At 64.9% G+C, this 23,284-nt stretch carries 18 protein-coding genes; 3 read left to right on the top strand and 15 right to left on the bottom strand.

Going from position 1 to position 23,284, the window contains the following annotated elements:
• Positions 1-12: 12 nt before the first annotated feature.
• Complete coding sequence (locus ACZ5YA_RS30195; RefSeq protein WP_042796792.1) at positions 13-531, top strand: carboxymuconolactone decarboxylase family protein; 519 nt, start codon at positions 13-15, stop codon at positions 529-531.
• Between the two features lie 75 nt (positions 532-606).
• Here the strand turns inward: ACZ5YA_RS30195 and ACZ5YA_RS30190 are convergent, their stop codons facing one another.
• From ACZ5YA_RS30190 to ispD, 3 genes are all read right to left on the bottom strand, one after another.
• Entirely contained in the window at positions 607-2,694 is a 2,088-nt protein-coding gene (locus ACZ5YA_RS30190; RefSeq protein ID WP_251877451.1) for a DUF4344 domain-containing metallopeptidase, read from the bottom strand.
• Positions 2,695-2,839: 145 nt separating this feature from the next.
• Positions 2,840-3,331 carry a 2-C-methyl-D-erythritol 2,4-cyclodiphosphate synthase gene (gene ispF / locus ACZ5YA_RS30185; RefSeq protein WP_059374937.1) on the bottom strand — a complete coding sequence of 164 codons (492 nt, stop codon included), beginning with the start codon at positions 3,329-3,331 and terminating at the stop codon, positions 2,840-2,842.
• Positions 3,328-4,011 carry a 2-C-methyl-D-erythritol 4-phosphate cytidylyltransferase gene (gene ispD, locus ACZ5YA_RS30180; RefSeq protein ID WP_059374938.1) on the bottom strand — a complete coding sequence of 228 codons (684 nt, stop codon included), beginning with the start codon at positions 4,009-4,011 and terminating at the stop codon, positions 3,328-3,330. The genes ispF and ispD overlap by 4 nt, the downstream gene beginning before the upstream one ends.
• Positions 4,012-4,040: 29 nt before the next feature.
• On the opposite strand from ispD, the gene mfd reads away from it, so the two are divergent.
• A complete protein-coding gene (gene mfd / locus ACZ5YA_RS30175; protein ID WP_280015326.1) occupies positions 4,041-7,523 on the top strand; it encodes a transcription-repair coupling factor in 3,483 nt (1,160 codons plus the stop codon).
• A 22-nt stretch (positions 7,524-7,545) separates the two neighbouring features.
• Positions 7,546-8,403 carry a phosphoserine phosphatase SerB gene (gene serB / locus ACZ5YA_RS30170; protein WP_059374940.1) on the top strand — a complete coding sequence of 286 codons (858 nt, stop codon included), beginning with the start codon at positions 7,546-7,548 and terminating at the stop codon, positions 8,401-8,403.
• Positions 8,404-8,491: 88 nt separating this feature from the next.
• On the opposite strand, the gene ACZ5YA_RS30165 is transcribed toward serB, so the two are convergent.
• The 12 genes from ACZ5YA_RS30165 to nuoE all read right to left on the bottom strand — a co-directional run bounded on the left by ACZ5YA_RS30165 (position 8,492) and on the right by nuoE (position 23,251).
• Positions 8,492-10,768 (bottom strand): TonB-dependent receptor, encoded by a 2,277-nt coding sequence (locus tag ACZ5YA_RS30165; RefSeq protein ID WP_464091643.1) that lies wholly within the window; start codon positions 10,766-10,768, stop codon positions 8,492-8,494.
• Positions 10,769-11,101: 333 nt separating this feature from the next.
• Positions 11,102-11,431, bottom strand: a complete 330-nt coding sequence (locus tag ACZ5YA_RS30160; RefSeq protein ID WP_054450498.1) for a DUF2818 family protein — start codon at positions 11,429-11,431, stop codon at positions 11,102-11,104.
• A 15-nt stretch (positions 11,432-11,446) separates the two neighbouring features.
• Positions 11,447-12,931 carry an NADH-quinone oxidoreductase subunit NuoN gene (gene nuoN / locus ACZ5YA_RS30155; RefSeq protein ID WP_042796786.1) on the bottom strand — a complete coding sequence of 495 codons (1,485 nt, stop codon included), beginning with the start codon at positions 12,929-12,931 and terminating at the stop codon, positions 11,447-11,449.
• 9 nt (positions 12,932-12,940) lie between these two features.
• A complete protein-coding gene (locus tag ACZ5YA_RS30150) occupies positions 12,941-14,443 on the bottom strand; it encodes an NADH-quinone oxidoreductase subunit M (protein ID WP_059374942.1) in 1,503 nt (500 codons plus the stop codon).
• Entirely contained in the window at positions 14,440-16,476 is a 2,037-nt protein-coding gene (gene nuoL / locus ACZ5YA_RS30145) for an NADH-quinone oxidoreductase subunit L (RefSeq protein ID WP_059374943.1), read from the bottom strand. Before nuoL ends, ACZ5YA_RS30150 begins: the two co-directional genes overlap by 4 nt.
• A 17-nt stretch (positions 16,477-16,493) precedes the next feature.
• Positions 16,494-16,802, bottom strand: a complete 309-nt coding sequence (nuoK, locus tag ACZ5YA_RS30140) for an NADH-quinone oxidoreductase subunit NuoK (RefSeq protein ID WP_006217969.1) — start codon at positions 16,800-16,802, stop codon at positions 16,494-16,496.
• Positions 16,799-17,449, bottom strand: coding sequence for an NADH-quinone oxidoreductase subunit J (locus ACZ5YA_RS30135; protein WP_054450491.1), 651 nt, complete (start codon positions 17,447-17,449; stop codon positions 16,799-16,801). The genes nuoK and ACZ5YA_RS30135 overlap by 4 nt, the downstream gene beginning before the upstream one ends.
• 17 nt (positions 17,450-17,466) lie before the next feature.
• Positions 17,467-17,955, bottom strand: a complete 489-nt coding sequence (nuoI, locus tag ACZ5YA_RS30130; RefSeq protein WP_008161196.1) for an NADH-quinone oxidoreductase subunit NuoI — start codon at positions 17,953-17,955, stop codon at positions 17,467-17,469.
• Between the two features lie 21 nt (positions 17,956-17,976).
• Positions 17,977-19,050 carry an NADH-quinone oxidoreductase subunit NuoH gene (gene nuoH, locus ACZ5YA_RS30125; RefSeq protein ID WP_059374944.1) on the bottom strand — a complete coding sequence of 358 codons (1,074 nt, stop codon included), beginning with the start codon at positions 19,048-19,050 and terminating at the stop codon, positions 17,977-17,979.
• Positions 19,050-21,377: an NADH-quinone oxidoreductase subunit NuoG gene (gene nuoG, locus ACZ5YA_RS30120; RefSeq protein WP_059374945.1), complete on the bottom strand. Its 2,328-nt coding sequence runs from the start codon at positions 21,375-21,377 to the stop codon at positions 19,050-19,052. The genes nuoH and nuoG overlap by 1 nt, the downstream gene beginning before the upstream one ends.
• A 15-nt stretch (positions 21,378-21,392) precedes the next feature.
• On the bottom strand, positions 21,393-22,760 hold the full coding sequence (gene nuoF / locus ACZ5YA_RS30115; protein WP_464091642.1) for an NADH-quinone oxidoreductase subunit NuoF: 1,368 nt from the start codon (positions 22,758-22,760) through the stop codon (positions 21,393-21,395).
• Complete coding sequence (gene nuoE / locus ACZ5YA_RS30110) at positions 22,757-23,251, bottom strand: NADH-quinone oxidoreductase subunit NuoE (protein ID WP_059374951.1); 495 nt, start codon at positions 23,249-23,251, stop codon at positions 22,757-22,759. Before nuoE ends, nuoF begins: the two co-directional genes overlap by 4 nt.
• Positions 23,252-23,284 lie beyond the last annotated feature (33 nt).

Here is a 23,284-nt window from a genome sequence, read left to right as displayed (position 1 = left end):
TAGGTAAAAGCTATGGAATTTCTTACGACCATTAAGGAACAACTGCCGGATTGGGCCAAGGACATCCGCCTGAATCTGGACGCCGTGATCGCCCGCTCGACCCTGGCTCCCGAAGATGCCGTCGGCGCCGCCCTGTCCGCCGCCTACGCCGCGCGCAGCCCGGTGCTGGTCGAAGCCTTCAAGAGCGGCCTGTCGGAAGGCGACGCCAACGCCGCGCTGACGGCCTCTGCCCTCATGGGCATGAACAACACCTGGTATCCCTACGTCGAAATGACCGGCGACGCCCAACTGAAGAGCCTGCCGGCCCAGTTGCGCATGAACGCCTACGCCACCCACGGCGGCGTCGAGAAGAAGCGCTTCGAGCTGTTCGCCCTGGTGGCCTCCATCATCGGCAAGTGCCATTTCTGCGTGGCCTCGCACTACGAGAACCTGAAGAACGACGGCCTGTCGACCGAACAGCTGCGCGACGCCGGCCGCATTGCCGCCGTGGTCAACGCCGCCGCCCTGGCGCTGGCTGCCCAAGGCAAGTAAACGGCCCCGCGCAATAAAAAACCCGCCTGCGGCGCATGCCGCAGGCGGGTTTTCTTATGCAGGGCTGTCGATCGCTTATTTCTTCGGCATGCTCGACGTGGTCGGCAGGCCGTTGGCGACCCAGGCCTCGACGCCGCCGCGGTACCAGTACACGGTCCAGCCCAATGTGCCGGCGCGCAACGCCGCGTTGTAGGCGGAACGATCGTTCATGCCGGCGCCCAGGATCACGACGGGCGCCTTGCGATCGCCGCCGTTGTTCTTCAACAGCCAGGCGTCGAAGCCTTGCTGCAGGTGATCCGTGACGCTGCCGTCCGAACCCGCATCTGTCAGCGGATAACCGATGGGCACCGTGTCGCGCAGCCCGCTGGTGTCGACGATCAGGAGATTCTTGTCCTTCTTGATCATCCCGACCAGGTCGGCGGTCGTGATCACCTGGGCCCGGTAGATCTTGTTGGGCGTCGGCCCCTTGTACGGCGCGGTGAACAGCATGGTCGTGGCGGGCACGCCAAAGTCCTTCAGCTCGTCGATGGCGCTGGCAGGCAGGCCCTGCCCCGGCGCCGGCTGCTGACGCGGCGCGGCCGAGCCTGGGGCGCCGCCGCCCTGGGCCGCGACCTCGCCGCCCACGGTGCCCATCTCGATGTCGGAAATCATCACCGCGATGTTTTCGATCAGTTCGTAGCACATGGTGATCGAGCCTTCGCGCGGGCTGTACCAGGCATTGAGCTGGCCGCAGTCCTTGAACACCACGTTGACCGGGCGCGGCAGCACGTAGCGCTCGCCCAGCAGCTTGATGTTGTTCGAGATCGCTTCGGACAGATTGTTCGCAAACAAGTTGCCGATCTTGCGCTTGGACGGCTGGAACACCACCTTCACCGGCGCGCCGGGCGCATTCGCCGGCTGCTGGCCTTCGGGCGTCCAGGTGCCCACGCGCGTGTGAGGCGCCAGGATCTTGTTCCAGGCGCGGTTCTGCTTGTTGAATTCATCCGCGCAACGCGCCCGGGTCCGGTCCTCCAGCCCGACGTGTTTGGCAATGGACTCGAACACGGCGGGGTTGCCGCCGTACATGATGCAGAGCATGTTGCGAAAACGCTTCAGGTCGCCAGTGTGCTCGTCTTGCCAGGCCGAGGAGGCGTCGGCCCCCCTGCGCTCGGCCACCTTGCCGCTGTAGTACCACTGCAAGGCCGCGTACTTTGCCGCGTCCTGCGCCATGGTGTTCACTTCCTTGTTGTCCGACGGATACATGGTCGGCTCGACGATCTGCAGCGCCGAGTAGATGTCGACCGCGTCCTCTTCCGCCCCCGTCGAGGGCAGCTCCAGCTCGCCGATCAGGGCGTGCCCGAACTCGTGCATGAAGATGCTGCGCATGATACCGATGTACACCGACACGATGCGCATGGTGTCGCCGCCAAAGCGCGGATAGGGGCCTTCCCCCGGCAAGGCCGGGTTGTAGTCGCCGCCGCCCTGTCCAGCGGCCGGAGCCTGCGCCTGGGGCTTTTGCGCCGTGCCCCCGCCTGCGTTGCCGCCGCGCGCGGGCAAGGTCCCGGCAGCCGCCGGCGCCGCGCCGGATTGGCCGCCAGTCATCGTGATCTTGAAGTCGGCGACGCCGAAGGTGCCTACGTCGTAAGCCATGATGCCCAGTTCAGAACCCGTGGCGGGCTCGTTGCTGACATCGCCGATCTGCTGGCCGTTGACGATGAAACGGGCCGCGCCCGGCAGCTCGACCACTCTGATGCGGTCGGAACCGTCCAGCTTCGCAATGTTGGGCAGCGACGCGATGTCACGGCGGTTCTGCCCCTGCAGACAGAACAGCAGTGTGTTCTTGTCGGCCGTGAGTTCGAGCAGGCACAGGCTCTTGTTGGCGCGGTTGCTCAGCGCCACGCCGATGGACGCTTTCGGATTCGGAGACTTGACGACCACATTGACGTCGGTCACCCGGCCCGATTCCGGCGCCGGCCCGACATTCATGTACAGGGTCTGTTCGCTGTCGGCCTTGTTCGCGTTGTGCAGGGTGAACCATCCATCCTGCACGCCAGCGGTCCAGCCCTCCAGCATCTGCTGCTTGACCGCACCGGCCAGCGGGCCCAACTGCTGCTCGTACTGCGCATGCGCGGGCAGGCTTACCGCGCTGAAGATGGAAGCCAGGGCGATGCCACGTAAATGCATCCGAATGTCTCAGTAGTCGAATTGAAGTAGCGCAGAATATGCCAGATCAATTCGACCCGCTTATTCATTTGTTAAAGATGTATCCAAACTAAATGAACAGCGGAAAAGCGCATTCGGCCGTGGTGCCGCGGAACCCTCGCGCGAGCTAGGAAGCCGCGCGCGCCAGCAAGGCCACCACCGTCGCCGCGATGCCTTCCTTGCGGCCCAGGTACCCCAGGCCCTCGTTGGTCTTGGCCTTGATGTTGACCTCGGTCTCGGCCAGCCCGGTATCCGCGGCGATGTTCTTCACCATGGCCGGCGCGTGCGGACCGATCTTGGGCGCCTGCGCGTGCAGCGTGGCGTCGATGTTCACTGGCGTCCAGCCCGCGGCGCGCACGCGCGCCATGGCCTCGCGCAGCAGCACGCGGCTGTCGGCGCCCTTGAAGGCCGGGTCGGTATCCGGAAAGTGCCGGCCGATATCGCCCAGGCCGGCGGCGCCCAGCAGCGCGTCGGTAATGGCGTGCAGCAGCACGTCCGCGTCCGAATGCCCCAGCAGGCCATGCGTGTGGGGGATCGTGACGCCGCCGATGATCAACGGGCGCCCCTCGACCAGCGCATGCACGTCGAAACCCTGGCCGACGCGGAAAGGAATACTCATAGCCATTTTTCCATCAGTTCGAAATCGTCCGGCCATGTCACCTTGAAATTGCGCATGGCGCCGGGCACCAGCAGCGGCGCGTAACCTGCCGCCTCGATGGCCGAGGCCTCGTCGGTGACGGCCGCGCCGCTCACGGAGGCCGCCGTCAGCGCATCGCGCAGCACGCCGGCCCGGAACATCTGCGGGGTCTGCGCCAGCCACAGGCCGTTGCGGTCCAGCGTGCGCTCCACGCGCTCGTGGCCGCCCTTGACGGTGTCCGCCACGGGCAGCGCCAACAGGCCGCCCACGGGGTCCGCCAGGCAGGCGTCGATCAGCCGGCCCAGCGCGGCCGCAGGCAGCCCAGGGCGCGCAGCATCGTGCACCAGCACCCAGGTATCGTCGGCCACGCCGCTGTCGGCCAGCGCACCCGCCACGGTATCCGCACGCGTCGCGCCGCCGCAGGCGCGCCACACGGTGCGCGGCAGGCCGGCCAGCGCCGCATCCACCCAGCCGTCGCCGGGCGTCACGGCCACCCGCACCTGCGAGATGCGTTCATCGGCCAGCAACGCGCATACCGCGTGGCGCAGCATGGGCTGTCCAGACAGCGGACGGTATTGCTTAGGCACGGTTTCATGCCCGGGCCGGCTGGCGCGGGCCCCTACGCCCGCAGCGGGCACGATTGCAATGAGGGAGGCAGACATGGTGCGGTGATTTTATAATCTTCCGCTTGATGCCTGCTTCCAGCCTGATGCCAGCCCCCTCCGCCCCCGCTACCTTCGCGCCTCCCGTCCCCGCCACGGCCCCCACTCTGTCCGCGCTGAAGGCCGGCGCGCGCTATGCGCAGCCGCGCCCGCCAGGGTCCGGCGATGCCTGGCTGCTGGCGGATCTGGCGCGGCAGGCCTCGGCGCCGCTGGTCATCCTGACCGCCGAGCCGGTCGAGGCCCAGCGCCTGGCCGAGGAAATCCAGCTGTTCGCCCCGGACCTGCGGGTGCGCCAGTTGCCCGACTGGGAAACGCTGCCCTACGACGCCTTCTCGCCGCACCAGGACCTGATTTCGGAACGCCTGCACACGCTGCACTCGCTGATGACCAAGTCGGTGGACGTGCTGACCGTGCCGATCACCACGGCGCTGTACCGGCTGGCGCCGCCCTCTTTCCTTGCGGCCTACACCTTTTCCTTCAAGCAGAAGGACAAGCTCAACGAAGCCGCGCTGCGCGCCCAGCTGACCCTGGCCAACTACAACCACGTCACCCAGGTGACGGCGCCCGGCGAGTTCTGCCTGCGCGGCGGCCTGATCGACCTGTTCCCCATGGGCTCGGTGGTGCCCTACCGCCTGGACCTGTTCGACGACGAGATCGAGACCATCCGCAGCTTCGACGTGGACACGCAGCGCAGCCTGTACCCGGTGCGCGAAGTGCAGCTGCTGCCCGGCCGCGAATTCCCGATGGACGAAGACGCGCGCAACCGCTTCCGGGCGCGCTTCCGTGAAGTCTTCGAAGGCGATCCTTCGCGCGCCTTGCCTTACAAGGACATCGGCAACGGCATTCCGTTCGCCGGCGTCGAGTACTACCTGCCGCTCTTCTTCGAGGAAACGGCGACCCTGTTCGACTACCTGACGCAAGGCACGGTCACCGTCACCGTAGGCGACATCGACGACGCCATCCAGCGCTTCAACCAGGACACCTCCAGCCGCTACGGCTTCCTCAAGAGCGACCGCGAACGGCCGGTGCTGCCGCCGTCCGAACTGTTCCTGGACAACGAGACGCTCTACGCGCGGCTGAAGGACTTCCGTCGCCTGTCGCTGACCGCCGGCCAGCCGCACCCGGACTTCCGCGCGGCGCCTGATGTGAGCGTGGCGCGGCGTTCTGAAGATCCCATCGCCAAGCTGCGCGCGCTGGTGCAGGCCGGCCAGACACGCGTGCTGCTGTGCGCCGACTCCGCCGGCCGGCGCGAGACCCTGGTGCAGATGCTCAACGAGTTCGGCGTCACACCGGACGCACAGCCCGACACCATCGAAGCCTTCCTCGCCTCGGACGCCCATTTCGGCATCGTCGCCGCGCCGCTGTCCACCGGCTTCGGGCTGCCCCAGGCCAATCTGGCCTTCCTCACCGAAAACGACCTGTACCCGGGCCTGGCCACCACCGGCCGCCGCGGCAAGCGCGACCAGGAACGCGCCAGCAACGTCGAAGCCATGGTGCGCGACCTGTCCGAGCTGCGTGCAGGCGACCCCGTGGTCCATGCGCAGCACGGCATCGGCCGCTACCACGGCCTGGTCAACATGGACATGGGCGAAGGCGGGATGGAATTCCTGCATCTGGAGTACGCCAACGGCAGCACGCTGTACGTGCCGGTGTCGCAGCTGCACGTGATCGCCCGCTACAGCGGCGCCGATCCGGAAGCCGCGCCCCTGCACCAGCTGGGCTCCGGCCAATGGGACAAAGCGCGCCGCAAGGCCGCCCGCCAGGTCCGCGACACCGCCGCCGAGCTGCTGGCGCTGTACGCCCAGCGCGCCGCGCGCGAAGGCTACGCCTTCAACCTGCCGCTCAACGACTACCAGGCCTTCGCCGAGGGCTTCGGCTTCGAGGAAACAGCCGACCAGGCCGCCGCCATAGAGGCCGTCATCGCCGACATGACCTCCGGCCGCCCCATGGACCGCCTGGTCTGCGGCGACGTGGGCTTCGGCAAGACCGAGGTCGCGCTGCGCGCCGCCTTCCTGGCCGTGGCCAACGGCAAGCAGGTCGCCCTGCTCTGCCCCACCACGCTGCTGGCCGAACAACATGCGCAGACCTTCTCCGACCGCTTCGCCGACTGGCCCGTGAAGGTCGTGGAGCTGTCGCGCTTCCGCTCGGCCAAGGAAGTTTCCGCCGCCATCGAAGGCATCAACGACGGCCGCGTGGACATCGTCATCGGCACCCACAAGATCCTGTCCAAGGACGTGAAATTCAAGCGCCTGGGCCTGGTCATCATCGACGAGGAACACCGCTTCGGCGTGCGCCAGAAGGAAGCCTTGAAAGCGCTGCGCGCCGAGGTCGACGTGCTGACGCTGACCGCCACGCCCATTCCGCGCACGCTGGGCATGTCGCTGGAAGGCATCCGCGACTTCTCCGTCATCGCCACCGCGCCGCAAAAGCGCCTGGCCATCAAGACCTTCGTGCGGCGCGAGGACGGCAGCACCCTGCGCGAAGCGCTCTTGCGCGAACTCAAGCGCGGCGGCCAGTGCTATTTCCTGCACAACGAAGTCGAGACCATCCACAACCGCCGCGCCCGCCTGGAAGAACTGGTGCCCGAGGCCCGCATCGCCGTGGCCCATGGCCAGATGCCCGAGCGCGAGCTGGAACAGGTGATGAAGGGCTTCTACCAGCAGCGCTACAACGTGCTGTTGTGCACCACCATCATCGAAACCGGCATCGACGTGCCCAGTGCCAACACCATTGTGATCCACCGCGCCGACCGCTTCGGGCTGGCCCAACTGCACCAGCTGCGCGGCCGGGTCGGGCGCTCGCACCACCAGGCCTACGCCTACCTGCTGACGCCCGGCGAGGACGCCATCACCAACAACGCCAAGAAGCGCCTGGAAGCCATCCAGGCCATGGAAGAGCTGGGTTCGGGCTTCTACCTGGCCATGCATGACCTGGAGATCCGCGGCACGGGCGAAGTGCTGGGCGATTCGCAGTCCGGCAACATCCAGGAAGTGGGCTTCTCGATGTACAACGAGATGCTCAACGAAGCCGTGCGCGCGCTGCGCGCCGGCGAAGAACCCGACCTGGACGCGCCCTTCAACCTGGCCTGCGAAGTCAACCTGCACGCCCCGGCGCTGCTGCCGTCCGACTATTGCGCCGACGTCCATGCGCGCCTGGGCATCTACAAGCGCCTGGCGCACGCCGCGGACGAAGACGACCTGATCCACATCCAGGAAGAACTGATCGACCGCTTCGGCAAGCTGCCCGAGGCCGCGCAGACGCTGCTCGCCACGCACCGCCTGCGCCTGGCCGCCCAGCCCCTGGGCATCGTCAAGATCGACGCCAGCGAAACCCAGGCGCTGCTGCAATTCGGCCCCAAGACCTCGGTCGATCCCGGCAAGATCATCGAACTCGTGCAGCGCCAGCGTCACATCAAACTGGCGGGACAGGATAAATTGCGGGTTGAGATCAAGGCCGCGCAGATTCCGGCCCGCGCCGACGCCGTGCGCGCCGTGCTGCGCGCCTTGAAGTAACCGTCAAACCACACTGATTTTTATGACTACCCATCACCTTGTCGTCCAATCCCCCGGCCTGACCGTGGAACACGCCGAACAGCTGGCAGCCCTGGCCCAGGCGCAAGGCGTCGCACGCATCAGCGCCACCGCCGCCCGTCTGCTCGACGTACAACACGACGATGCCACCCGCGCCGAGGTCGTCGGCTGGGCCGAACGCCACGGCGTCGACACCGCCTTCCTGTCCGCCGGCCTGAAGCTGTCGGGATGCAAGGTGCTGGCCATGGACATGGACTCCACGCTGATCAACATCGAATGCATCGATGAGATCGCCGGCGTGGCGGGCCTGAAGGACAAGGTCTCCGAAATCACCGAGGCCGCGATGCGCGGCGAGATCAAGGACTTCTCCGAAAGCCTGCGCCGCCGCGTCGCCCTGCTCGAAGGCGTGCCGGCCGATGCGCTGGAACAGGTCTATACGGAAAAGCTGCGCCTGAATCCCGGCGCCGAACGCCTGATTTCCACCGCCCAGGCCGCCGGCATCAAGGTGCTGCTGGTCTCCGGCGGCTTCACCTTCTTCACCGAACGCCTGCGCCAGCGCCTGAACCTGGACAGCGCGCACGCCAACACCCTGGAAATCGCCAACGGCGTGCTGACCGGCAAGGTCCTGGGCGACATCCTCGACGCCGACGCCAAGGAAGCCCACCTGCGCGAGTTCGCCCGCCAGCACGGCGCCTCCCAGGAGCAGATCATCGCCATGGGCGACGGCGCCAACGACCTGAAGATGCTGGGCATCGCCGGCTTCCCCGTCGCCTACCACGCCAAGCCGCTGGTGCGTCAGCAGACGCGCTACGCGCTGAATGTGTCGGGGCTGGACGGGGTGCTGAACTGGTTCGAGAGCTGAACGCGTCACGCCCGGCGCCTGTGCCTGCAGCCGGCGGGCGAGCATGAAAAAAGCCACCTCGCGGTGGCTTTTTCATTGCAGCGGCGTATCAGTACCGCACGCGCAGCGAGAGCAGCGCCGCCCGGCCCGTGCCCAGCGCCGCGTAGTGCGCCGCATAGGCCTTGGTGTAGTAGGTTTCGTCGAAAATATTCAGCACATTCAACTGCGCCGACATATGGTCGTTGAATTCGTACGCGGCCATGGCGTCGAAGCGCCAGTAGGAAGGCACCCAGCGCGCCTTGGGCGTGCCGTCGGCGTTCTTGGTCGCGTCCGAATTGCCGTACACCTTGTCCACGTAGTAGGCGCCGCCGCCGACCGTCAGCTTGGGCAGCACCTTGTAGGTGGTCCACAGGCTGAAGGCATTGCGCGGCGTGTTGGGCAGGTCCTGGCCCACGGCGCCGCTGTTGTAGGCGCCCTTGGTCATTTCGCTGTCCATGAAGGTGTAGCCGCCGAACACGTTCCACTTGGGCGTGATGCTGCCCGAGAAGCCCAGTTCGATGCCGCGCACCTTGGCCTCGCCGACCTGCGCGGTCTCGGTGGCCGAGACCGCGACGCTGGTGTTCTTGCGAATGTCCTGGAAAGCCGCCGCCGACAACGTCAGGCGATCATCGAACACCTGCCACTTCGTGCCCAGTTCGACCGTACGGCTCTTCTCAGGCTCCAGCGACTGGTTCGTGACCGACACGGCATCGCTGATCGCGCTGGAGGCGATGGCGGACGGCGTGGACGAAGTTCCGTAAGTGGCGTAGATGGTACCGTTGGGCGAGGGCTTGTATGCCAAGCCAACCTGGTAGTTAAAGAGGTTGTCCTCGCGGCTGGTACTGTAGAACGCCGGCGTGCTGGCCGGGTCATTGCGGCCCTTGGCGATGTTGCTGCCGCTGGTACGGTAATTGTCCCAACGCAGGCCCAGGCTGGCTTGCCATTGCTCGTTGAACTTGATCGTGTCGAAGCCGTAGAGCGCGACCGTATCCGTGTTGTAGCGCGCCGGATTGTTGTTCCGTTGCAGATGGCCAGGATAATAGGTGCCCGGGTCCGGATCCCACAACGAGGCGCAAAGCGCCGGATTGGCGTAGGTATTCTTGCCGTTGGCGGTGCCAGTCACGCAGCCGCTCGTTCCAGCGGGAACGCCCGACTCGGTGTAGCTGTCCTTGTCCTGCTTGATGTTGCTGTACTCGAAGCCCAGGTCGAACGAGTGCTTCAGGCTGCCGGTATCGAATTCGCCCGTCAGGTTGGTCTGGTTGGCGAAGCTCTTGGTGACGTAGTAGCCCGACTTGAGCGCCCGGTACACCAGGCCATTCGGAACGTTGCCCTTGCTGTCGTCGGGGTTGGTCGCCGCAAAATCGGTGGTGCCGCGGCCATAGCGCGTCACGTTGCGCAGTTGCAGCTTGTCGGAGAAGTCGTGCTGGAAGTCCACGGTAGCGACGTCGTCGCGGGTCTTCATGAAATCGCGGCCCTTCAAGCCATAGAAGCTCTTGCGGCTTACACCCATGGTCTCCGTCACCGGCTGGCCCGTTTTCGGGTCATACGGGATGGAGTAATCCGGCATGCTGTCGTCTTGGTAGTGGTAGTAGCTCAGCGTGATGCGCGTCGGCGTACCCACGCCCAAGGTCAGCGAGGGCGCCACGCCCCAACGCTCGAAGTCCACCGCGTCGTCACGGCCGGGCGCGTCACCCTTGTTGCCCATGACGTTCAGGCGGAACGCGGCCTTGTCGGCCAGGCGCCAATTGCTGTCGATGGTCGCACGGTAGTTGCTGTCCGTGCCGATCTGCGCCGTGGCTTCCGTGAAGTCGGTGGCCTTGGGCGTCTTGCTGACCATGTTGATGCTGCCGCCCGCGCCGCCGCGGCCGGAATAGACCGAGTCCGGCCCCTTGATGACTTCGACCTGCTCCAGGTTGAAGGTGTCGCGCACCTGCGTGCTGGAATCGCGAATGCCGTCCAGGAAAATGCTGCCGGCGGAATTCTGGCCGCGGATGATCGGCAGGTCGCCGCCCGGGCGACCGCCCTCGCCCGCGCCGAACGTGATGCCGGGCGAATTGCGCAGGACGTCCTGCAGCGTGGACGCAGCCTGGTCCTGGATCACCTGCTTTGGCACGACCTGCACCGTGCGCGGGGTGTCCAGCAAGGGGGCCGTGAACTTGGGCGATTGCGCCGTGGATGTCTGGTAGGACGACCCCTCACCCTCCACGCGCACGGGCGCAAGTTGCGTCACGCCCGAATCCGCGGATTGGGCGGCGGCGTACGGGCTGATGAACAGCGCGGGGGCCGCGATCGCGGCAGCCAGGGAGGTAGTGAGCGCATTCAGCGAATACGTATCTTGGGGCTTCAAACCAGCTTCTCCGAATGTAAATAGCAACGATTCTTGTTTTTTTAACGTTTGCGATTCTGAACTGTGCGGCTGAATGAAACCTGAATGAAAGACCCAAACTCATCCAAAAGATGAAAAAACAACACCATAAGCGGGTTATCCCCACGGGTCTTCGCAGGGCTCCCGCCGGAGATCCGCTAGTGCAAGACGCTGAGTAGCTCCGCCTTCCCGAATACCCGCGAATGGGCAAGGAAAGGCATCAGCAAGCTCAAAAGGCACAGGCTAAGCCGGTTCCATGCACCCACGAAAAAAAACGCCCCACAGGGCGTTTTTCATGCATGAACCAGGCTGCCTTCAGGTGCGCAGGCGCGGGTGCCGCTTGAACAGGTACCGATACACAAACCCCGGATACGCCAGCACCAGATACAGGCTCAGCGTGATCGCGTAGAACTCCCAGGTCTGGGAAAAGCGGTTGCCCAGCGTGGATTCGAACGCGAAACCGAGCGCACCGACGATGGCGTAGAACACCAGCACTTCGATCAGGCGCATCCAGAACGGTTTGACTGCCGCCACCCCGCCCTGCTTCCAGGGCATGACGGCGAATACCCGCTCCGTCAGGAACGGGAGATTTGCGCTGACCAAGGCCAGCGCGATCAACAGCCATACCGCCAGAGTCTGGTTCATGGCCCCGTTTTCCGTTTACAGGCTGAGCGAGCTGCGGATTGCCTGCACGCACAAGGCCATCAGGCCGCCCGGCAGGATGCCCAGGATCAGGATCAGGGCGCCGTTGACCGACAGCACGCCGCGCTGGCCGCAGGTGGCGACCATCGGCGCGGCATCGGCGGCCGGCTCGTCGAAGTACACGACCTTGACCACGCGCAGGTAGTAGAACGCGCCGATCAGCGAGAACAGCACGGCGATCACGGCCAGGGTCACGTGGCCTGCGCTGACCAGCGCCTGCAGCACGGCCAGCTTGGCGTAGAAGCCCACCAGCGGCGGAATGCCGGCCAGCGAGAACATCAGCAGCAGCACGATGGCGGCATGCCACGGGCTGCGGCGGTTCAGGCCCTTCAGGTCGTCGATATGCTCGCACTCGAAACCTTGGCGCGACAGCAGCAGCACGATGCCGAAGCTGGCCAGCGTGGTCAGCACGTAGGTCAGCATGTAAAACAGCGAGGCGCCGTAGGCGGCCGACGACAGTTCCGGCTTGCCCGCGACCGAACCCGACATCAGGCCCAGCAGCACGAAGCCCATGTGCGAGATGGTCGAATAGGCCAGCATGCGCTTGAAGTTGGTCTGCGCAATGGCCGTCAGGTTGCCGATGGCCAGCGACAGCACCGCCAGGATCATCAGCATCGGCTGCCAGTCGGCGGCCAGGCCGTGCAGGCCATCGACCAGCAGGCGCAGCGTGATGGCGAAGGCGGCCAGCTTGGGCGCGCCGCCCAGGATCAGGGTGACGGCGGTGGGCGAACCCTGGTAGACGTCCGGAACCCACATGTGGAACGGCACGGCGCCGAGCTTGAACGCCAGGCCCGACACCAGGAACACGATGCCGAACACCAGGGCCAGCTTCTCGGCCTTGCCCGCGGCGATGACCTTGGACACTTCAGCCAGATCCAGGTGGCCGGTGGCACCGTAGATCATGGACATGCCGTACAGCAGGAAGCCCGAGGCCAGCGCGCCCAGCACGAAGTACTTCATGGCGGCTTCGGTGGCGACGACGTTGTCGCGGCGCAGCGCGATCAGCGCGTACAGCGCCAGCGACATCAGCTCCAGGCCCAGGTAGATGGAGATCAGGTTCCCGGAGGAGATCATGACCATCTGGCCCAGCAGGGCGAACAGCGTCAGGACGTAGAGTTCGCCGCCGCGCATCATGTCGCGCACTTGCGCGTAGACACGGCCATAGACCAGGGTCGCGGCCACGGCGATGTAGGACGCGATCTTGAGCAGATGCGACAGTTCGTCGGTGACGTACAGGCCGTTGAAGGTCGAACCAACAACGCCGTTCTTCCATTGCAGGGCCGACACGACGGTCAGCACGCCCAATGCAAGCATGGTCAGCAGAAACGTCGGCTTGCGCTCGGGGTGATTGCTGACCGCGTCGACGAGCAGGATAGCCAGGCCGAAAACCAGCAGGAGGATTTCCGGTGTCGCCAGGGCGAAATCGATTTGGGATTGCATCATTGTCTTGTCTTACAGTTTCGAGACGGCAACGTGTTGCAGCAGGGCCTCCACCGAAACGTGCATCACGTCGGTAAAGGGCTTGGGATAGATCCCCATGTACAACACGGCGATCGCCATCACGCCAAGAATCACAAACTCGCGGCGGTTGATATCGGTCAGTTCACGCACGTGGTCGTTGGCGACGTCGCCCAGGACCACGCGCTTGACCATCCACAGCGAATACGAAGCGCCCAGGATCAGGGCGGTCGCCGCCAGCAGGCCGATCCAGAAGTTGTGCTCGACCGCGCCCATGATCACCATGAACTCGCCGACGAAACCGCTGGTGGCCGGCAGGCCGCTGTTGGCCATCGAGAACAGGATGAAGAAGGTGGCGAAACGCGGCATGACGTTGACCACGCCGCCGTAGTCGGCGATGCGGCGCGAGTGCATGCGGTCATAGAGCACGCCGATACACATGAACATGGCGCCCGATACGAAGCCGTGCGAGATCATCTGCACGATGGCGCCTTCGACGCCGGCCGTGTTGAAGATGAAGAAGCCCAGCGTCACGAAGCCCATGTGAGCGACGGACGAATACGCCACCAGCTTTTTCATGTCGTCCTGGACGATCGCGACCAGGCCGATGTAGATCACGGCGATCAGCGACAGCGTGATCATCATGCCGGCCAGGCTGTGCGAGGCGTCAGGCGCGATCGGCAGCGAGAAGCGCAGGAAACCGTAGGCGCCCAGCTTCAGCATGATCGCGGCCAGCACGATCGAGCCGCCCGTGGGAGCTTCGACGTGAGCGTCGGGCAACCACGTGTGGACCGGCCACATCGGCACCTTGACGGCAAAGGCCGCCAGCAAAGCCACGAAGATCAGGATCTGCGGGGTGTAGCCCAGCTTGGTCTGCTGCCAGGTCAGGATGTCGAACGAACCGCCCGACACGTTCCACAGGTACACGAAGGCGACCAGCGTCAGCAGCGAGCCCATCAGCGTGTACAGGAAGAACTTGAACGCCGCGTACACGCGGTTCGGGCCGCCCCAGACGCCGATGATGATGTACATCGGGATCAGCGTAGCTTCGAAGAACACGTAGAACAGCATGCCGTCCAGCGCGCAGAACACGCCCACCATCAGACCCGACAGGATCAGGAAGGCGGCCATGTACTGGGACACGCGGCTGGTGATGACTTCCCAGCCGGCCAGCACCACGATGATGGTGATGAAGGCGGTCAGGAGCACGAACCACATCGAGATGCCGTCGATGCCCAGGTGGTAATTGACGTTGAAGGCCTCGATCCAGGAGGTCTTCTCCACGAACTGCATCTTGGCCGTGGTGGAGTCGAAACCGGTGTACAGCGGGATCGTGACGAGGAAACCGGCGATTGAGCCGACGAGCGACAGGCCGCGCGTCAGGCCGGGACGGTCGTCACGGCCCACCGCCAGCACCAGCAGGCCGAATACGATCGGGACAAAGATCGCAAGCGTGAGCCAGGGGAAAGTGTTGGATGCCATCTCGCTTGCCATCATTGGGGAATCAGCACAAAGAAAGTCACCAGCGCCATGATGCCGATGATCATCGCGAACGCGTAGTGATAGATGAAGCCGGACTGCAGGTGACGGCTGACCGCTGCCACCCAGCCCACCACACGGGCGCTGCCGTTGATCAGCAGGCCGTCGATGATGCCGCGGTCACCGGTCTGCCACAGGCCACGGCCCAGGCAGCGCAGGCCGCGGGCGATGATCTGCTCGTTGACCCAATCCACGTAGTACTTGTTCTCGAGCACCTTGTTGATGCCGGACAGGCTGGATTGGATCTTGGCCGGAACCTTCGGGTTGATCAGATAGCAGTACCAGGCGGTGACGGCGCCAGCCACGACCAGCCAGAACGGAACCGTCTGGAAGGCGTGCAGGCCGAAGGCCACCCAACCGTGCCACTCTTCGTGCAGCTCGTGCATCGCAGGATGCTGCGGCAGGACCTTGATCACGCCGTCGAAGAACTTGCCGAACAGCATCGGATCGACCACCAGGGCGCCGATGATGACCGACGGGATCGCCAGCAGCACCAGCGGCAGCGTGACCACCCAGGGCGACTCATGCGGCGTGCCGTGATGGCCATGGCCGTCCGGCTCATGGTCGACGTCGGCGGCGTGGTGATGGTCGTCGTGGCCATGGCCGTGACCGGTGGTATCGAAGCGTTCCTTGCCGTGGAAGACCAGGAAGTACACGCGGAACGAGTACAGCGAGGTCACGAACACGCCGATCAGGGTCGAGTAGTACGCGAAGTTCGCGCCCCAGACATTGGCGGCGCCGGCGGCCTCGATGATGTGTTCCTTCGAGTAGAAGCCCGAGAAGAACGGCGTGCCGACCAGGGCCAGCGTGCCCAGCAGGAAAGTGATCCAGGTGATGGGCATGTACTTGCGCAGGCCGCCCATGTTGCGGATGTCCTGGTCATGGTGCATGCCGATGATCACGGAGCCCGCGCCCAGGAACAGCAGCGCCTTGAAGAACGCGTGCGTCATCAGGTGGAAGATCGCGACCGAGTAAGCCGAGGCGCCGAGCGCGACCGTCATGTAACCCAGCTGCGACAGCGTGGAGTACGCGACCACGCGCTTGATGTCGTTCTGGATGATGCCCAGGATGCCCAGGAACAGCGCGCCGATGGCGCCGATCACGATGATGAAGGACAGCGCCACGTCGGACAGTTCGAACAGCGGCGAGAAACGCGCGACCATGAAGATGCCGGCCGTCACCATGGTGGCGGCGTGGATCAGCGCGGAGATCGGGGTCGGGCCTTCCATCGAGTCAGGCAGCCAGGCGTGCAGCGGAACCTGGGCCGATTTGCCCATGGCGCCGATGAACAGGCAGATGCAGGCGACGGTCAGCAGCATCCAGTCGGAACCGGGCAGCGTCAGCGTGGCCAGCTTGTCGGCCTGGGCGAAGACTTCGCCGTAGTGCATGGTGCCGGCGTAAGCGAACAGCAGGCCGATGCCGAGCACGAAGCCGAAGTCGCCGACGCGGTTGATCAGGAACGCCTTCATGTTGGCGAAGATCGCCGTGGGACGGGTGTACCAGAAGCCGATCAGCAGGTACGACACCAGGCCCACCGCTTCCCAGCCGAAGAACAGCTGCACCATGTTGTTCGACATCACCAGCATCAGCATGGAGAACGTGAACAGCGAGATGTACGAGAAGAAGCGCTGGTAGCCGGGGTCATCCGCCATGTAGCCGATGGTGTAGATGTGCACCATCAGCGACACCGAAGTCACCACGACCATCATCATGGCCGACAGCGGATCGATCAGGAAGCCGATTTCCAGCTTGGTCTGGCCGATCAGGCTCCAGGTGTAGACCGCGCCGTCGAAGCGCAAGCCATTGAGCACGTCGTTCAGCACCACCACCGAACCGATGGTGGAGATGAGCACGCCCAGGATGGTGATCATGTGCGAAGCGCGGCGGCCGATGGGACGGCCCAGGAACCCGGTGCCGAAGAGGCCCGCGAGAATTGCCCCGGCCAGCGGAGCCAGCGCGATGAGCAAGTAGAGATTGGGTGAGCTAGACATTTTCTTCCAATACCCCGTCAGCCCTTCAGGCGATCGAGTTCGTCAACGTTGATCGTGTTCAGGTTGCGGAACAGCAGCACCAGGATGGCCAGGCCGATCGCCGCTTCGGCGGCGGCCACGGTCAGGATGAAGAACACGAACACCTGGCCGGCGGTGTCGCCGAACCAGCTGGAGAACGCCACGAAGTTCATGTTGACGGCCAGGAGCACCAGCTCGATGGACATCAGGAGAATGATCAGGTTGCGGCGGTTCAGGAAGATGCCGAAGATCCCGATGGCGAACAGGATCGCCCCGAGGATCAGGTAGTGGGCCAGCGTCAGCGTCATTTTTGTTCTCCTTGGGGCGCGGCGGCGGTCGGGGTGCCGTTCTGCGCCTGGGCGCGCTCGCTCTGGGCGGGCATGCTCACCATGCGGTAACGGTCCTTCGAGCGCACGCGGACGGCGGCCACCGGGTCGTTGTACTTCACGTCGCGGCGGCGGCGCAGGGTCAGCGCGATGGCGGCGACCATGCCGACCAGCAGCAGCGCGGCGCCCACTTCAATGGCGTAGATGTACTGGGTGTACATGGCCTCGCCCAGCGCGCGGGCGTTGTTGTAGTCGCCGGCGACCGGGGCTTGCGGGCCCGCGCCGTACCAGGTCGAACCCAGCACGAAGGCCATTTCGACCACCATCACCAGGCCGATGACCAGGCCGAGCGGCAGGTAGGTCTTCATACCCTGGCGCAGGGCATCCATGCGGATGTCCAGCATCATCACGACGAAGAGGAAAAGCACCATCACGGCGCCCACGTATACCAGCACCAGCAGCAGCGCGAGGAACTCGGCGCCAAGCAGCATCCACAGCATGGCCGCGTTGACGAAGGCCAGGATCAGGTGCAGGACGGCGGTGACCGGGCTGCGCGCGGTGATCACGCGGAACGCCGCGATCACCAGCACGGCGGCCAGTATGTAAAACAGGACAGTGGTAAAAGTCATGGATCAGGTCCTGGGCTTCAACGATAGGGAGCGTCTTCGGCCCGGCGGCGGGCGATGTCGGCTTCGTAGCGGTCGCCCACGGCGAGCAGCATGTCTTTGGTGAAATACAGGTCGCCGCGCTTTTCACCGTGGTATTCGTGGATGTGCGTTTCCACGATGGAGTCCACGGGGCAGCTTTCCTCACAGAAGCCGCAGAAAATGCACTTGGTCAGGTCGATGTCGTAACGCGTGGTGCGGCGGGTGCCGTCATCGCGCTGGTCCGACTCGATGGTGATCGCCAGCGCGGGGCACACGGCTTCACACAGCTTGCACGCGATGCAGCGCTCTTCCCCGTTGGGGTAGCGGCGCAGCGCGTGCAGGCCGCGGAAACGCGGCGACGCAGGCGTCTTTTCCTGGGGGTAGCGCAAGGTGACCTTGCGCTTGAAGAAATACTTGCCCGTCAGGCGCATGCCCTTGAGCAATTCGGTCAGCATCAGACTGCCGAAGAAATCCTTGATCGCTTCCATATCCTGCCTCTGCCTGGCGGCTTAGCGCCAAATGTTCCAGGGCGTCTGCATCCAGATCGCCACCACGACCAGCCAAACGCCGGTCAGCGGGATGAAGATTTTCCAACCCAAGCGCATGATCTGGTCATAGCGGTAGCGCGGGAACGACGCGCGGAACCACACGAACAACGAGACCACGACGAACGTCTTGAGACCCAGCCAGATCCAACCCGGAATCCAGGTCAGCGGCGCGATGTCGATCGGGGAAGCCCAGCCGCCCAGGAACATGATCGAGGCCATGCAGGACAGCAGGATCATGTTGGCGTATTCGCCCAGGAAGAACAGCGCGAACGCCATGCCCGAGTATTCGACCATGTGGCCGGCCACGATTTCCGATTCGCCTTCGACCACGTCGAACGGGTGGCGGTTGGTTTCAGCCACGGCCGAAATCACGTAGATCACGAACAGCGGCAAGAGCGGCAGCCAGTTCCAGGACAGGAACGTCAGGCCCTTGTCGGCAAACCAGCCGCGGTTCTGCACATGCACGATCTCGGACATGTTCAGGCTGCCGGACACCAGCAGCACCGTCACCAGCACGAAGCCGATGGCCAGTTCGTAGGACAGCATCTGCGCGGAAGCGCGCAGCGCGCCCAGGAAGGCGTACTTGGAGTTGGACGCCCAACCCGCCACGATCACGCCGTACACGCCCACGGACGTGATGGCCATGATGTACAGCAGGCCGGCGTTGACGTTGGCCAGGACCACGTCGGGACCGAACGGCACCACCGCCCAGGCGGCCAGCGCAGGCATCAGCGTGACCACCGGGGCCACGATGAACAGCACCTTGTTGGCCTGCGACGGAACCACCACTTCCTTGGTCAGCAGCTTGAACACGTCGGCGAACGGCTGCAGCAGCCCCTTGAAGCCAACGCGGTTCGGGCCCATGCGCACGTGCATGGCGCCGATCATCTTGCGTTCCCAGTAGGTCAGGTACGCCACGCACAGGATGATGGGCACGGCGATGACCACAATCTTGATGAGGGTCCAGAGGACCATCCAGACCGTCGGGCCCAGCAATGCCGTACCCTGGCTCTCAAGAACATTAAGCCATTCCATCAGGCACGCTCCACGCTGATTTGACCGAATGCGCCACCCAGGGCTGCGGTGTTTTCAAAGGCTGCCGAGATGCGCACGGCGCGGTCCGCCACGGCATCGTCCTGCACGGTTTCGAGTTCGACGGCGCCCTGCCCGTTCGACACGCGCACCTTGACGCCAGCCGTCAGGCCCAGGCTGGTGAGCGTGCGGCCGTTCATGGCGGCAGCCGGCTTCTTGGAGGCCGGGGCCGCTTGCAGCGGCTCCGAACGGCGGACCATGGCGTCGGTGCGGTAGATCGGCACGTCGGCGACGCGTTCCAGGCCGCTGGCGGCCTGGCCCAGGCCCAGCGGGGCCTTGATCTCGTTGGACAGGCGGCCTTCGATGCCGCCCGCCAGCACGGCGTCGCGCACGGACTCGGAGGTCTCGTCGTCAAAGCCGGCCAGGTGCAGGACGTTGCCAAGCACGCGCAGGACCTTCCAGCCCGGACGGGTCTGGCCGAACGGCGTGACCGTGCCCTTGAAGCTCTGAGCCAGGCCTTGGGCGTTGACGAACGTACCCGAGGTTTCGGTGAACGGCGACACCGGCAGCATGACGTCGGCCCATTCGGCGGCAGCCGAACGATAAGGCGTCAGGGCCACGGCGAACTGCGCGCCGCGCAGCGCGGCGATGGCTTGCTGGCCATTGTCGGCATCCAGCAGCGGCTCGGCGTGCAGGACCACGTAGGCCTTCAGCGGCTCGGCCAGCATGGCGGCGGCGTTCTTGCCGCCCTTGCCAGGAATGGCGCCTGCCAGGTAACCGCCGACGGTGTTGCCGCCGGAGGTCAGGAAACCGAACTTGCCGCCGGCCAGTTCAGCCACGGCGCGGCCGTTGGCGGCCAGGGTCGAGGCCTGGGCGCTGGCCACGGCCAGGTTGCCCATCAGCACGGCGGTATTGGCGCCGGAAGCCAGGCTGGCGGCGATGAGCTTGGCGTTTTCGCTGGGCGCGACCGAGGCGAACTCGGCCGGCACGGCCTGTTCCTTGGCCTGGGCCAGCGCGACGGCCACTTCGGCCAGCGCGCGCGCCAGCTCGGACGGGGCCACGGTAATGCGGGCGGCCACGGGCATCAGGGGATCGTCGGCAGCGCTGTCGACCATCAGGATCTGCGTGCCGCGCTTGGCGGCTTGGCGCAGGCGCTGCGCCATGAGCGGATGATCCTTGCGCAGGAACGAACCGACCACCAGGACGCGGTCCAGGTTGTCGAGCTCGGCGATGGGCATGCCCAGCCACGGCGCGCCGGTCAGGGCGGCGTCGAAGGCGGCATCGGTCTGGCGCAGGCGGAAGTCGATGTTCTCGGAACCCAGCGAACGGACCAAGCGGCCCAGCAGCGCGTATTCCTCGGTGGTGGCGTATTCGGACGCCAGGGCGCCGATCTGGCCGGCGCCGAAGCTGTCGCGCACGCGGGACAGGCCCTGGGCCACGGCGGCAAGCGCGTCGCTCCAGGAGGCTTCCTGCCACTTGCCGTCGGTGCCCTTGATCATCGGAGCCGACAGGCGGTCTTCGCTGTTCAGGCCTTCGTACGAGAAGCGGTCGCGGTCGCTGATCCAGCATTCGTTGACGGCTTCGTCTTCGAACGGCACCACGCGCATGACGCGGTCGCCCTTGACCTGGACCACCAGGTTGGCGCCCAGGCTGTCGTGCGGGCTGACCGAACGGCGGCGAGCCAGTTCCCAGGTGCGCGCGCTGTAGCGGAAGGGCTTGGAGGTCAGCGCGCCCACCGGACAGATGTCGATCATGTTGCCCGAGAGTTCCGATTCGATCGAACGGCCGACGAAGGTCGTGATCTCGGAGTGTTCGCCGCGGCCCAGCATGCCCAGTTCCATGACGCCGGCGATTTCCTGGCCGAAGCGCACGCAGCGGGTGCAGTGGATGCAGCGGCTCATTTCCTCGGCGGAAACCAGCGGACCCAGGTCCTTGTGGAACACCACGCGCTTTTCTTCCTGGTAACGCGAGGAAGAGCCGCCGTAGCCCACAGCCAGGTCCTGCAGCTGGCATTCGCCGCCCTGATCGCAGATCGGGCAGTCGAGCGGGTGATTGATGAGCAAGAATTCCATCACCGACTTCTGAGCGGCGATAGCCTTCTCGGAGCAGGTGTGGACGACCATGCCGTTGGTCACGGGCGTGGCGCAGGCGGGCAACGCCTTGGGCGCTTTTTCCACTTCAACCAGGCACATGCGGCAGTTGGCCGCGATGGACAGTTTCTTGTGGTAGCAGAAATGCGGCACGTAAAGCCCGACTTTCTGAGCGGCATGCATGACCATGCTGCCTTCGGGCACTTCGACCTTGTTGCCGTCGACGGTTAGTTCAACCATTGCTGTTCCTGAGACCTACAGATATTGCGGGACCACACAAGACTTGTGCTCGATGTGGTGCGCGAATTCGTCGTGAAAATGCTTGAGGAAGCCACGGACGGGCATGGCGGCGGCGTCACCCAGGGCGCAGATGGTGCGGCCCATGATGTTGCCCGCCACGTTGTCCAGCAAGTCCAGATCTTCCGGACGGCCGTGACCGTTTTCGATGCGATGCACCATGCGGTAGAGCCAGCCGGTGCCTTCGCGGCACGGCGTGCACTGGCCGCAGCTTTCCTCGAAATAGAAGTACGACAGGCGCAAGAGCGACTTCACCATGCAGCGGGTTTCGTCCATGACGATCACAGCGCCCGAGCCCAGCATCGAGCCGGCCTTGGCGATGGAGTCATAGTCCATCGTGCATTCCATGATGATGTCGGCCGGCAGCACAGGAGCGCTCGAACCGCCGGGGATCACGGCCTTCAGCTTCTTGCCGCCGCGCATGCCGCCCGCCAGTTCCAGCAGTTTCGAGAACGGGGTGCCCAGCGGGATCTCGTAGTTGCCGGGACGCTCGACGTCGCCGGTGATCGAGAACAGCTTGGTGCCGCCGTTGTTCGGCTTGCCGACTTCGAGGTAGGCCTGGCCGCCGTTGCGGATGATCCAGGGCACCGCCGCGAACGTTTCGGTGTTGTTGATGGTGGTGGGCTTGCCGTACAGGCCGAAGCTGGCCGGGAACGGCGGCTTGAAGCGCGGTTGGCCCTTCTTGCCTTCCAGCGACTCCAGCAGCGCGGTTTCTTCGCCGCAGATGTAGGCGCCATAGCCATGGAACGCGTGCAGCTGGAAGCTGAAATCCGAACCCAGGATCTTGTCGCCCAGGAAGCCGGCGGCGCGCGCCTCTTCCAGCGCTTCTTCGAAGCGCTCGTAGACTTCGAAGATTTCGCCGTGGATGTAGTTGTAGCCGACGCTGATGCCCATGGCGTAGGCCGCGATCGCCATGCCTTCAATCACGATGTGCGGATTGAAGCGCAGGATGTCGCGGTCCTTGAACGTGCCGGGTTCGCCTTCGTCGGAGTTGCAGACCAGGTACTTCTGGCCCGGGAAGGCGCGCGGCATGAAGCTCCACTTCAGGCCGGTCGGGAAACCGGCGCCGCCGCGGCCGCGCAGGCCGGAGGCCTTGACCTCGGCGATCACGTCTTCCGGCTTCATGCCGGTGGTCAGGATCTTCTTCAGGGCTTCGTAGCCGCCGCGCTTGACGTAGTCGGCCAGGCGCCAGTTGGCGCCGTCGACGTCAGCCAGGATCTGCGGCTGGATGTGTCGGCCATGCAGGCACATCGAATTGGAAACATCGTTCAGCGGGTTGGGGTCCAGCCCCTGCGCGAACTGCTTGTACAGGTCGGGCGCGTTCATGCCGACTCTCCTTGCGCCTTGAGGGCCGCGACCAGCGCGTCCAGCTTCTCTTCGGTCATGCGCACGCACATATGCTTGTTGTTCACGATGAGCACGGGCGAATCGCCGCAAGCGCCCATGCACTCGCCTTCCACCAGCGTGAACTGGCCGTCGGGAGTGGTGCCGCGGTAGTCGACGCCCAGCTTGCGCTTCAGGTAGTCGCCGGCGCGTTCGCCGTCGCGCAAGGCACAGGGCAGGTTCGTGCAGACGGCGATCTTGTTCTTGCCGACGGGCTTGACGTCGAACATGTTGTAGAAGGTGGCGACTTCCTGGACCGCGATGGGCGGAACGCCAATGTAGTTGGCCACATCTTCAATGATTTCGGTAGCCAACCAGCCCTTCTCTTCTTGCGCGATGGCAAGCGAGGCCATGATGGCGGACTGCCGCTGGTCGCCCGGGAACTTCGCGAGTTCTCGGTCGATTTTCTGGTAGGCCTGTTCGGAAAGCAGCATAGTTTGAATCCGGGTTATGCGGGCGTGCTCGTG

The organism is Achromobacter sp. JCM 18799 (genome assembly GCF_055395645.1).
Note: the sequence above shows the minus strand (reverse complement) of the source record. Positions and strands in the feature narration are given on the sequence as shown.